At 41.3% G+C, this 12,226-nt stretch carries 11 protein-coding genes; 10 read left to right on the top strand and 1 reads right to left on the bottom strand.

Annotated features, from left to right (window positions below; genetic code table 11):
* Positions 1–32: 32 nt before the first annotated feature.
* The 7 genes from SNE26_RS18955 to SNE26_RS18925 all read left to right on the top strand — a co-directional run bounded on the left by SNE26_RS18955 (position 33) and on the right by SNE26_RS18925 (position 5,486).
* A complete protein-coding gene (locus SNE26_RS18955) occupies positions 33–551 on the top strand; it encodes a glycosyltransferase (RefSeq protein ID WP_321560044.1) in 519 nt (172 codons plus the stop codon).
* Positions 552–630: 79 nt separating this feature from the next.
* Entirely contained in the window at positions 631–1,725 is a 1,095-nt protein-coding gene (locus tag SNE26_RS18950; RefSeq protein WP_321555478.1) for an MraY family glycosyltransferase, read from the top strand.
* A gap of 90 nt (positions 1,726–1,815) precedes the next feature.
* Positions 1,816–2,823 carry a type I glyceraldehyde-3-phosphate dehydrogenase gene (gene gap / locus SNE26_RS18945; protein ID WP_321555477.1) on the top strand — a complete coding sequence of 336 codons (1,008 nt, stop codon included), beginning with the start codon at positions 1,816–1,818 and terminating at the stop codon, positions 2,821–2,823.
* Positions 2,824–2,947: 124 nt separating this feature from the next.
* Positions 2,948–3,382 carry a GNAT family N-acetyltransferase gene (locus SNE26_RS18940; protein WP_321555476.1) on the top strand — a complete coding sequence of 145 codons (435 nt, stop codon included), beginning with the start codon at positions 2,948–2,950 and terminating at the stop codon, positions 3,380–3,382.
* Between the two features lie 101 nt (positions 3,383–3,483).
* Entirely contained in the window at positions 3,484–4,674 is a 1,191-nt protein-coding gene (gene pgk / locus SNE26_RS18935; RefSeq protein ID WP_321555475.1) for a phosphoglycerate kinase, read from the top strand.
* 81 nt (positions 4,675–4,755) lie between these two features.
* A complete protein-coding gene (locus tag SNE26_RS18930) occupies positions 4,756–5,187 on the top strand; it encodes a GNAT family N-acetyltransferase (RefSeq protein WP_321555474.1) in 432 nt (143 codons plus the stop codon).
* Between the two features lie 161 nt (positions 5,188–5,348).
* Positions 5,349–5,486 carry a hypothetical protein gene (locus tag SNE26_RS18925; RefSeq protein WP_321555473.1) on the top strand — a complete coding sequence of 46 codons (138 nt, stop codon included), beginning with the start codon at positions 5,349–5,351 and terminating at the stop codon, positions 5,484–5,486.
* A 71-nt stretch (positions 5,487–5,557) separates the two neighbouring features.
* Here SNE26_RS18925 and SNE26_RS18920 read toward each other — a convergent pair whose 3' ends face one another.
* Entirely contained in the window at positions 5,558–6,790 is a 1,233-nt protein-coding gene (locus SNE26_RS18920) for an endo-beta-N-acetylglucosaminidase H (RefSeq protein ID WP_321555472.1), read from the bottom strand.
* Between the two features lie 391 nt (positions 6,791–7,181).
* On the opposite strand from SNE26_RS18920, the gene SNE26_RS18915 reads away from it, so the two are divergent.
* The 3 genes from SNE26_RS18915 (at position 7,182) to SNE26_RS18905 (ending at position 12,184) form a co-directional block, all read left to right on the top strand.
* Positions 7,182–9,053, top strand: coding sequence for a CocE/NonD family hydrolase (locus SNE26_RS18915; protein ID WP_321555471.1), 1,872 nt, complete (start codon positions 7,182–7,184; stop codon positions 9,051–9,053).
* 99 nt (positions 9,054–9,152) lie between these two features.
* Positions 9,153–9,578, top strand: coding sequence for a hypothetical protein (locus tag SNE26_RS18910; protein WP_321555470.1), 426 nt, complete (start codon positions 9,153–9,155; stop codon positions 9,576–9,578).
* Positions 9,579–9,727: 149 nt separating this feature from the next.
* Entirely contained in the window at positions 9,728–12,184 is a 2,457-nt protein-coding gene (locus SNE26_RS18905; RefSeq protein ID WP_321555469.1) for a TonB-dependent receptor, read from the top strand.
* Positions 12,185–12,226 lie beyond the last annotated feature (42 nt).

The following is a 12,226-nucleotide window of genomic DNA, read 5'->3' as shown; positions in this document are numbered from 1 at the left end:
GGTATTGCCCCGGCGACCACCAGAATAAAGGGATCCGTTTAGCAACAGGCGAAATAATAGGTATGCTTAATGCCGACGATTTTTTTGCCGATCAGGAAGTGTTATCAGCAGTGGCACAGGCATTTTCAAACAGTGATGCGGGGATCGTTTACGGAAACCTTGATTATATAAATTCTTCAGGGAAAATTATTCGTAAATGGAAAAGTCGCAGTTGTGGAAAAAATTCCTTTAACCGTGGTTTTATGCCCCCGCACCCTACCTTTTATTGCAAGCGCATTTTGTTTGACAAATACGGTTTTTATAGCCTTGAATACGGTTCCGCAGCGGATTACGAATTAATGGCGAGGTTTATGCATAAATGGCAGGTAAGGAGCTTTCATCTAAACAAGGTTATGGTTAAAATGAAACTCGGCGGGATAAGTAACAGCAATTTAAAGAACCGGGTTAAGGCATGGTCGTTTGATTTGAAAGCAATGCGTGAAAATAATGTGCTTTTACCGGTTTTAGCTGTTGTGTTGAAACCACTAAGGAAAATCTTTCAATTTCTTTAATTTTTAGTTAACCTTTTGTGTTTCATACCGTATAAGTATTTATAAATGAATAAGCCGGTCACTAACACATTTATAGCATATGCTTGAATTTCTACGCTCTTATCATTTTGTTTATAATGTGCTGATAGTTGTATTTTCAACCCTGGTAACATTACTTTGTATCCCCTCAATTTTACATGTTGCACGTGCCCGCCATTTATATGATGATGTCGGCCATTTCAGGAAGCAGCATGATCATGGTATTCCCCGTTTGGGTGGCGTGGCTATTTTTGTAAGCTTTACTATTACAGCCTTGTTATTTAGTATTATTGATAAATCGCTGCCAATTAGTTACCTGCTTACTGCATGTATTATTTTGTTTGCAATGGGATTAAAGGATGATCTTTCGGGGGTTAATTCCAGTACCAAGTTCATGATACAATTTGTGGTTGCCGCTATACTCGTTATCCCCGGAAATATCCGCATCAGCAGCATGTACGGGGTTTTTAATATTTCGGCCTTACCATATATCCCCAGCGTGATATTATCAATTCTGGTTATTATGCTTATCATCAACTCGTTTAACCTTATTGATGGTATTGATGGGCTTGCAGCAACTACAGGTATCATTGCTAACAGCACTTTTGCGGCACTTTTTATTTATATGAACCAGTATGAGCTTGCAGCAATTTCACTTGCTATGGTTGGGGCTGTAGTTGGATTTTTGCGTTTTAACATAACTCCTGCTAAAATATTTATGGGCGATACCGGTGCTCTGCTTATTGGCCTGATATCGGCAGTAATGGCTATTAAGTTTATTGAGCTGAGTAAGGTTTCAACTGTTAAACTGCCTTTTATATATACAGCTCCCGCCTTAATTGTAGCAGTACTTATAGGCCCTGTTTTTGACACGCTCAGGGTTTTCACTATCCGGATCCTGAACAGAAAATCTCCCTTTGATGCAGATCGCAACCACATCCACCATCGTATGTTAAAAATGGGCTTAACGCATTTGCAAACTACCCTTGTTTTAGCATGCCTGAACCTTGTTTCTATAGTGATGGTATTGATGTTGGGTAGTTTAAATAACTCCTGGCTTATTGTTCTTATATTTTTATTGTCGATATCTTTTAATGGGATAATCACTTATTTTATTCGTTCAAAAAAAAGCCAAGCTCTTACAATCCGCAATTGAAAACTAATTGTAAACTACAGGTAGTAATACAGTAAATAAACAAATTAACCATCCATCTTCATTAACTTTGATGCTTTATTCCAGCATACAATGAAGATAGTTATAAACGGGTTTGGCCGCATCGGCCGCATATTTTTAAGGAATATTTTATTGCACCCCGAAATACAGGTGGTGGCTATAAATGACCTTACCGACACACAAACCCTTGCACATTTATTTAAATATGATTCTGTTCACCGGGGTTTTAAGGGCAAGGTGGGTTTTGATGATAACAGTCTTGTTATAAACGGTAACCACATACGGGTGTTTGCCGAACGCGACCCGCTTAACCTGCCCTGGAAAGCAATGGATATTGATATGGTAATAGAATCTACCGGTAAATTTACCTCTAAACAAAGTGCCGAAGCACATCTAACGGCCGGGGCACGGCAGGTTATTATATCGGCGCCATCAGCCGATAAAAATGTACCGACTGTAGTGCTTGCCGTAAACGACGGGCAGGTTGACCTGCAATCGCCTGTGCTGTCAAACGCATCATGTACAACTAATAATGTTGCGGCAATGGTAAAAATATTAGATGAAAACTGGGGCATCATTGATGGTTACATTACAACCGTTCATTCCATGACCGGCGATCAAAACCTGCATGATGCGCCTCATAAGGATTTAAGGCGGGCAAGGGCCGCATCGGCTTCCATTATACCAACCACCACAGGCGCTGCTAAAGCCATTACCGCTATATTTCCGCATTTGGAAGGCCGTTTGGGCGGAGCAGGAATCCGTGTACCGGTACTTAACGGCTCATTAACTGATTTTACCTGCAGCCTGAAAAAGCAGCCTACCATAGCTCAAATTAATGAAGCCTTTAAGCAAGCCGCTGAAGGACCAATGAAAAATGTATTAGAGTATACCGAAGATCCTATTGTATCAACCGACATATTGGATAACCCCCACAGCTGCATTTTTGACGCCAAACTAACCTCCATAGTGGGCGGCCTTGTAAAAGTTGTTGGCTGGTATGATAATGAAATGGGCTACAGCAGCCGGCTGGCCGATTTGGTGGTGCGAATAGCCGAACTTAAAAAGCAACCTGCCTAAACGGTAGCACAAGTTGTTTTCTGTATAGTTTGAATGGCTGACGGATATGCGAAATAAAGCGTTGCTGCCGTAATTTTAACAGGATTAAAATTTCCTGTTCCATGAATTTTTCCAATTTTGCAGCATGATCAGGTTTATAAAAGTTGATGAGCTGCTACATGTGCGTAATGAGGTGCTGCGCGAAGGCAGGCTCACTCTTGATGAATGCCGTTTCCCATCAGATAATAATTCCGGCAATTTTCACCTTGGCTATTTTGTTGATGATGAACTGGCTTGTATAGCTTCGTTTCATCCGCAAGGTTATGGTGAATTTAATGGTACCGGTTACCAGCTCCGGGGCATGGCCACAACCGAAAAATACCGGGGGAAAGGCTTCGGCAATCAGTTGGTTAATTTTGCTTTGGTATACCTGCGGGGGCAAAAAGCAGATTACCTGTGGTGCAATGCCCGTAAAAAAGCGATACGCTTTTACAGCAGCCTTGGCTTCGAGATTGTTTCGCCCGAGTTTGAGGTCCCTGGTATAGGGCCCCACCATGTAATGTATGTTAAAATAAGATGAAATTTAGGCGGATTGAAACAGCTTTTTTCGTTTTTCGTTAATTATTTTGAATTAAAATGCTCAATTTGCGCCCGTTCATTACAAATGACCCTTTAATAGATATGAAAACAGTAGATCAAATTAGTTTTGCCGGGAAAAAAGCCCTCATCAGGGTTGATTTTAACGTGCCTCTTGACGAGAATTACAATATTACCGACGATAACCGCATGACGGCAGCTTTGCCAACCATAAAAAAAATATTGAAAGATGGCGGTAAAGTTATCCTGATGTCGCACTTAGGCAGACCGAAAGATGGCCCTACAGAAAAATATTCATTAAAACATATCGTATCTCATTTATCTGACCTGCTTGGTCAGCAGGTTCAGTTTGCTGATGATTGCATTGGCGAGCAGGCTGTTGAAAAAGCGAAGGCACTTGGTAACGGCGAGGTTTTATTGTTAGAGAACCTTCGTTTTTATAAAGAAGAAGAAAAAGGGGATGTTGCCTTTGCCGAAAAGCTGTCGAAATTAGGTGATGTTTATGTGAACGATGCTTTTGGTACTGCTCACCGCGCGCACGCTTCAACTGCTATTATTGCTCAGTTTTTCCCGGATGCCAAATATTTTGGTTACCTGATGGCAGCCGAATTAAACAATGCCGAAAAGATCCTGAACAATGCACCTAAGCCTTTTACGGCTATTATGGGCGGTTCGAAGGTATCGGATAAAATTGAGCTTATTGAAAAATTGCTTGAGAAAGTTGATAACCTGATCATCGGCGGTGGTATGGCTTACACATTTGCTAAGGCCGATGGCGGTTCAATAGGTACCTCACTGGTTGAGCTTGATAAGCTTGACCTGGCTACCAGCCTGGTGCAAAAAGCTAAAGATAAGGGCGTAAAGTTATTATTGCCCTTAGATAACGTTATTGCTGATGCTTTTTCAAACGATGCTAATACTGATGTTGCTAAAACCGGCGAGATAAAAGACAACTGGATGGGTCTGGATATCGGTCCTGAAACGGTTGCTTTATTCAGCAAAGTGGTAGAGGAATCAAAAACCATTTTATGGAACGGCCCGATGGGGGTTTTTGAAATGGAGAAATTTTTAGGTGGAACCAAAGCTATTGCCGAGGCTGTAGCTAAAGCTACAGAAAACGGAGCTTTCTCGCTGATCGGCGGTGGCGACTCTGCAGCGGCAGTAGCCAAATTTGGCATGACCGATGAGGTAAGCTATGTATCAACCGGTGGTGGTGCTTTACTTGAGTACATGGAAGGTAAAGAATTGCCAGGTGTAAAAGCGATAAACGAATAATTGTTATCACAATATTAAAAAGGTCCGGTTGATGAACAGCCGGACCTTTTTTGCGTTAAGCTGATATTTAATATAATTTATTTGAAAACTAATATAACTATCCGCCCATTTAATGAAACCGACCGGAAACGGCTTCGGGAAATCTATCTTCTTAGCCGGATACAAGCATTTTATTGGTGTGATACTGAACAGTTTCATATCGCTGATTTTGACATTCACACGCAGGATGAAGAGGTATGGGTAGCGACATTTGGAGAGGAAATATCAGGCTTTATTGCAATTTGGACTCAAGATTCATTTATACATCACCTATATGTTGATGCCGTTTACCGCGCTAAAGGGATAGGAAAAGCGTTACTTGCTACTGCTATCACAAATTACCCTAAGCCCCTCAAATTAAAATGCCTTGTAAAAAATGAGTTTGCATTTGCTTTTTACAAGGCAATGGATTGGCAAGTTATAGGTAAGGGTGATGACGAGCTTGGAGATTATTATTTGATGGAGTGCGGATAGGTTTGGAATAGTGTTGATTGCTGTGTCACTTAAAAGCTTTAACTTTATTTAAAAACAGAGCGATGTCGAAAGCAATCATAAGATATAAGAAGCCTGAAACTTTAAAGATTTTGAAAGCCTTGGCTGAATATTTTGATTTTTAAATCTCTGAACCAAAAGAGGTGGACTTCGGGATAAATGGCATACCTTTTATTCCTGCTGATAAATCTGCTGGCGTCTCTGAATTAGGAAAAATCTTTTCTGGTAAAAATTTCGATGCGGCTGAACTAAGGAAAAAGCCGTGGCAGCAAAGAAAATAATTGGTTGCTTAAAATAATGTTTATATTGCTAATAAGGGGGTGTTTCCAAATCGGAAACGCCCCCTTGTATTTTATTGGATCTTAACCGAAGTTACCACGTCATTAGCGTTAGGCGATAATGTAGTAAAATTAGCTGTGTTTGAGGTTCGTATCCAGGATGTGCCTGTAGAGTTGTTGCCTGAGTACATAGTTACTGTCCAGCCCGTTGGGATTTTTACCGATGAAGCCCAATTATCCACGAAACCGTAGGCCTGCAATTGGGCAAGGGTATACGTGCCTTTAGGGATGGCGCTTGTAACTGTGCCCGCGTAATTGATGTCCTGGTAAAAAGTTACCCCTGTAGCACTTGTACCTGTATAAACTGTAGGCTTACCGTATAAAGCGTTGGATACGCTCGAAAGATAAGTGTGCACATCTGTATTAGGTAAGTTATAGGACAGATAGATGCCGTAATTGTTGTTTACTGTTTGAGTAGCCAGCGACGCCGCGGTTGATGAACTGGTGCTTTGAATATCAATAGCGGCCGGGCCAAGGTTGGCAGCGGTTAGTCCCGGAACATTCGGGACAGAATAAGTGCCATAAATGGCGTTCCAGCTATAGTTAACCTTTGAGCCCACAGTTACACCATTATAACTTAGCCTTGACGCCGCCGGGCCGTAAAAGTAAAACGAAATTATTTTGGTAGGCATCAGGTTACGCAGGGCAGTAACCAGGTAAACAAATGAGCTTGAGTTAGGTTGACCGGTGCCATTGGTGCCGTAGTCGGCATATTCATCATCAAAGTCGATTCCATCCAACCCGTAGGTGGTAACAGCATTGCTTAGCAGCTGGGCAAAATCATTAGCTGCAGCCTGGGTTGGGAAATTGCTGATGCCGGCACCCTGGTGGTTGCCTAAAATTGATAATAGTACTTTAATACCTTTAGCCTGTAAACTTTGTATATAGGTAGCTTTATTGTTGAGTACGTTGGTTACCTGCGGATTAAAATAAAGTTCGGCCTTTTGAGTTGTAGTGTTGTAGTTGATGTTTGCTGCAAATATGATACCGATATCAAAAAGCTGTTCCCCGGTTGAGAGTGTGTAATTCCCCACATTTCGGATATCATTATTGTTAACCTCTACATAGCAAACACTCTTTGGGCCGGTTACACCAATAGCATCGGTATGCAGTTTTGTTGATGAAGCACCATTTGGATCGGGAGGTGCAGGCGCATGGTCTTTTTTACAGGCTGCGGTAATCAGTAAAGCAACCCCTAATAAAGTGGTAAGGGATTTGGTTAATAATTGATTAAAGTTTGTTCTCATAATTTGGTGTGTTTGTTAAATTGTTTATAAAAGATAAATTGTTTTAGCATAATTGGTTTGCATAAAGCCAGCCCATGGCATAGCCAGGGTATAATCACTATCTCTTAAAAAAATGGTTTAAATATTTAGGTTACCGGGCGCTTTAGGTTCTCGCAACGGCATTATATCGGTTCAAGGTATTAGACCATTAAACGTGGACGATTGCCTACAGGTTTTAATTATTATTTTATAAAAATTTTCTCGGGGTTAATAAGAGTGTTTTTAACACTTAATTTTAACTACAACAAAAACCTTTATTCTGCAACAAAAAACGGGGCTTTAATTAAATTCCGGCATTGTTAGTTGCCCATTTTATTTTATTCGGTTACATTTGATTGACTGACAAAAATTTATGAAGAAAAATTTACTTTTCGCTTTCTGCCTTTTGCTTTCGGCATCAGGCCTTTATGCGCAACCTAAAGCGCCCGATGCTGATTACATCAAAGCCAATTACCAGAAATATGAATATCAGGTCCCGATGCGGGATGGTAAAAAGCTTTTTACCTCGGTATATGTGCCAAAGGATCAATCTAAAAAATATCCTTTCATGATGGACCGGACTCCCTACAGCGTGGCACCGTATGGCACCGAACTGTATAAAGGCAGCCTTGGCCCATCGTCGTTATTTACGCATGACGGTTACATTTTTGTTTACCAGGATGTACGCGGCCGCTGGATGAGTGAAGGCCTTTACGAGGAAATGACCCCCGAAAAAGAAGATCATAAAACCAATAAGGATGTTGACGAGGGCACCGATACTTATGATACCATCGATTGGCTGCTGAAAAATATCCCTAACAACAATGGTAAGGTAGGGGTATGGGGTATTTCATATCCCGGCTTTTATACTACTACTGCTTTGCTAAGCCGTCACCCGGCCTTGGTAGCTGCATCGCCTCAGGCCCCGATTGCCGATCTGTATCGTGACGATGCTTTTCATAACGGCGCGTTTATGCTGGTTGCCAACTTTGGTTTTTATCCCGGCTTTACCAATAGGCAGGATGATAAACCAACTCAACGCCGCGGTGCAAGGTTTGATGCCGGTACGGAGGATGGGTATGACTTTTTCCTGAAAATGGGCTCGGTTAAAAATTCAAACACTAAATATTATAAAGATACCATTCGCCTTTGGAACGAAATGCTTGATCACCCTAATTATGACCAGCATTGGAAAGATCGTAATGTGCTTTATCATCTTCATGATATAAAAACAGCAGTACTGGTAACCGGCGGCTGGTACGATGCTGAGGATCTTTATGGTGCAATCAATACCTATAAAACCCTGGTAAAAGAAAACCCTAAAACCCCGGTTTATTTTACTATGGGGCCGTGGGTACACGGCGGCTGGGCACGCGGTGATGGCGATCACCTGGGCGATGTTGGTTTCGGTGGCCCCACCGGCCCGTTCTATCGCGAAAAAATCGAGTTTGCTTTCTTTAGTCACTATTTAAAAGGTGCTGCTGATTTTGACCTGAAGCCGGTGTCAACCTTCGAAACCGGCGTTAATCAATGGAAAACCTATAATACCTGGCCTCCGAAAGAATCGGCAGAAAAAAAACTGTACCTGCTGCCAGGAGGTAAGTTATCTTTCACTGCTCCTGCAGCTATTGCCAATACTTTTGATGAATTTATATCTGACCCTAACAAGCCGGTACCATTCATCAACAGCATTGATATGGACATGAAACGCGAATACATGACTGCCGATCAGCGGTTTGCATCGCAGCGCCCGGATGTGCTTACTTATGAAACGGATGTTTTAGATAATGATGTAACCATTGCGGGTAATATCTGGGCTAACCTTAAAGTATCAACTACCGGCACCGATGCTGATTGGGTAGTTAAAGTGATTGATGTTTATCCCGATTCTACAAAAAACACCAAATGGGCAGGTAAGGATGTTTACCTGAGCGGCTATCAGCAAATGGTGCGCAGCGAGGCCATGCGCGGCAAGTTTCGTAATGGTTTTGACAAGCCCGAGCCTTTTGTGCCCGGCAAAGTAACCCCGGTAAATTTTGAATTACAGGATATATTGCACACCTTCAAAAAAGGGCACCGTATGATGGTGCAGGTGCAAAGTACCTGGTTCCCGCTTATTGACAGGAACACCCAGCAGTTTCAGGATATTATGAAAGCTAAAGATACCGACTTTAAAAAAGCCACGCATAAGGTTTATACCTCAAAGGCTAATCCAAGTTATTTAAAGGTTAGGGTTGTTGAATAACAGATTTTGTTATATAAACGTAACGGCCTCATGTAATTACATGGGGCTGTTGCGTTTTATAGAGGATTGACGTACTGGTTATTAATTAAACCTGTTACCATGCATAAATATATTTTTCTGTTCCTGTTAGCTGCAGCTTTTTTTAGCTGTAAAAAGCACGGGCAGCAAACAGGTTGCCCCAGCCGGGCCTGCACTGCTGATTTTGCTTCACTAACTGTGAATTTTGTTAATGAGGATGGGCAGATGGCATTTGGAAAAGATATAACAGCTATAAACTTGCGTACCCATCTGGCAATAATTGCCAAAAGAAACGGCGGACCACCTTCACCAACTGTAGGGCCCCATTTATATACTATAGCTACTGATAATAATAAAAGCGAGTTTTCAACTGAGGGCGACGATGTTGAACTCACTGTAACTAATGTGGAAACAGGTGTTACCCAAACCATAGCGTTTAAAATTTCAGGTGGATGTAATTGTCATATTAATAAATTATCCGGTCCTATTCAAATAGTTCTTAATTAGTTCGATTTCTTTCCTTTAATAAAAGGCCGCACAACATTTGGATGTGCGGCCTTTTTGTATTACATCTTATTTAAACTAATTATAAATAAAAGTTGCAAAAAGAAGTTCTTTTTTTACTTTTGCGCTTAATTAGACTTAATCTAAATAGAATGGCAAACGACCTTTACTCTTCTCTGCGCATAATCACTTTTTTAATTTTATTTCTGTTTTCAAATATCCTGATCCTGAAAGCTGATGAGGAAGGCAATAACGGCAAAATAACCGGTGTTGTTAAAACCAGCGATGATAAACCGGCTTCGTTTGTAAATGTTGCTATTAAAGGATTAAACAAAAGCACTATCACAACGGATAACGGATCATTCGCTTTCAATAATGTTAAGCCGGGTACCTACACCCTGGTTACTTCATACGTTGGCACAAAAACGGAGGCACAAACCGTAACGGTTTATGCAAATAAAACAACTACAGTATCCTTTAAACTTAATGAAAGCTCGGCCCAGTTAGATGAGGTTGTAGTTTCTTCTACAAAAACCATTAATCGTAAAAAGTTAAGCATCGGCAAAATGAACGTATCGCCAATGGACCTGCCGCAAAGCGTTACCGTAATAGGCCGCGATGTGCTTGATCAGCAGCAATCATTGCGTTTAAGTGATGTTATCAAAAACGTGAACGGCGTATACCTGTACAGCGGCAGGGGCAATACCCAGGAAACATTTGGTGCCCGCGGTTATAATTTTGGAAGTAACAATATATTTAAAAATGGCTTTAGGGTAAACTCGGGTGTTGTGCCCGAGATTAGCTCATTGGAGCGTGTAGAAATATTAAAAGGCAGCGCCGCGTTATTATACGGGAACGTTGCACCCGGTGGCATCCTGAACATGGTAACCAAAAAACCTTTATTTGAACAGGGTGGCCAGGTATCCATGACCTATGGCAGCTATGATCTTTACCGCCCTTCGTTTGATGTTTACGGCCCTATATCTTCCAAATTAGCTTATCGCGTAAATGGTACCTATGAAAATGCCAAAAGCTTTCGTGATAATGTAAAATCAGAAAAGGAGTATATCAATCCTTCCTTCCTGTACAAAATAAGTGATAAAACAACCTTAATTGTTGAAGGTGATTATCTGAATTACGACTTCACTCCCGATTTTGGAACCGGGCAGATCAATAACGTTATTGCCAAAGTTCCACGCAATAGGTATCTTGGTGCATCTTGGTCAACCGGAAACACTAAGCAAACTACGGCTACAGCAACCATTAACCATCAGCTCAATAGTCTTTGGAAGTTAAGCGGCGGGGTTTCATACCAACACTTTAACCGCTCATACCAAACAACCGAGCGGGTATTACCAGATGCCAATGGAGACTGGGGCCGTACGCTAAACAGGGCCAAAACACTTGAGGATTATTACACAGGGCAGTTCAATATTACCGGTCAGTTTAATACAGGTACCATAAAGCATAATATATTGGCTGGTGTGGATGCCGATTGGTACAGGAACACGGCGTATACCTATGTTGCTACTGTAAAAGGAGTTTCAAGCTACCTTGATCAAAACAACACTTTTCAATCTGTAGTATATGACAAGATCAATATTTTTGATTTAAGTAAATATACGCTGCGGACCGATAAGCCTACAATGAATCCACTTTACAGTATTTTAACGCCAACCAACCGTTTCGGAACATATTTTAACGATTTGATCAGCGTGTCTGAAAAAGTGAAAGTATTGGCCGGTGTACGTTGGTCATACCAATACGCTTCACCAACGTCAGTTACAAATTATGGTTCATCTGCCGATAAGGCAAAAGGTAAAGAGGATAAAGCTTTTTCGCCAAGGGTAGGTATAGTTTATAAACCAATAGCTAACACAGCCTTGTTCGCAAGCTACTCCAATTCTTTTGTAACGAATACAGGTACCGATATCAATAACAACCCGCTTGATCCCTCAATGATTGACCAATACGAAGCTGGCGTTAAAAATGATTTCCTGAACGGCAACCTGTCGGTAAACGTAACTGCCTACCGCATTAAAAATAATAATCTGGCCCAAACTGCACCATTCCAGGCCGATGGTGTTACGCCAAATATCAATACTAATATCAAAGTGCTAAGCGGTGAAACAAGGAGTGATGGTGTGGAGCTTGATATCGCAGGTCATCCAGGAAAAGGTCTGGATGTATTGGCAGGCTATAGCTACACCAATGCCAAATACACTAAAACAGGAACTGCAGTTGGCAGTAATATAGCAGGGCAGCCATTATTGAACACACCAAAGCATACGGCTAACACCAGCGTATTTTATACTTTTTACAACGGCAATTTAAAAGGGTTTAAAGTAGGTGCATCCGTTTATTACCTGGGCGATCGTGTTGCGGGCAATGCCAATACTGTAGGTCAAACACAAACTATATCAAGGTTAGTTAATGTGCCGGGCTTTACAACGGTTGATGCTTCGGTAGGTTATACTTATAAAAAGATTTCTATCATTGGTAAGATCTCTAATATTGGCAATGTGCTTAATTACAATGTGCACGAAAACTATAGCATCAACCCCATACCGCCAAGGCAGTTCTTAACTACGTTGAGTTATAAATTTTAAATAATTAAAACTAACCGGGCATGTTTACATGCCCGGTTTTTA

The organism is Mucilaginibacter sp. cycad4 (assembly GCF_034263275.1).
Lineage (GTDB): Bacteria > Bacteroidota > Bacteroidia > Sphingobacteriales > Sphingobacteriaceae > Mucilaginibacter.
Note: the sequence above shows the minus strand (reverse complement) of the source record. Positions and strands in the feature narration are given on the sequence as shown.

Excerpts from the sequence above, each read along its gene's own strand:
- SNE26_RS18910 (WP_321555470.1), top strand. The coding sequence starts at position 9,153 with ATGCATAAATATATTTTTCTGTTCCTGTTAGCTGCAGCTTTTTTTAGC.
- SNE26_RS18905 (WP_321555469.1), top strand. The coding sequence starts at position 9,728 with ATGGCAAACGACCTTTACTCTTCTCTGCGCATAATCACTTTTTTAATT.
- pgk (WP_321555475.1), top strand. The coding sequence starts at position 3,484 with ATGAAAACAGTAGATCAAATTAGTTTTGCCGGGAAAAAAGCCCTCATC.
- SNE26_RS18950 (WP_321555478.1), top strand. The coding sequence starts at position 631 with ATGCTTGAATTTCTACGCTCTTATCATTTTGTTTATAATGTGCTGATA.
- gap (WP_321555477.1), top strand. The coding sequence starts at position 1,816 with ATGAAGATAGTTATAAACGGGTTTGGCCGCATCGGCCGCATATTTTTA.
- SNE26_RS18940 (WP_321555476.1), top strand. The coding sequence starts at position 2,948 with ATGATCAGGTTTATAAAAGTTGATGAGCTGCTACATGTGCGTAATGAG.
- SNE26_RS18920 (WP_321555472.1), bottom strand. The coding sequence starts at position 6,790 with ATGAGAACAAACTTTAATCAATTATTAACCAAATCCCTTACCACTTTA.
- SNE26_RS18915 (WP_321555471.1), top strand. The coding sequence starts at position 7,182 with ATGAAGAAAAATTTACTTTTCGCTTTCTGCCTTTTGCTTTCGGCATCA.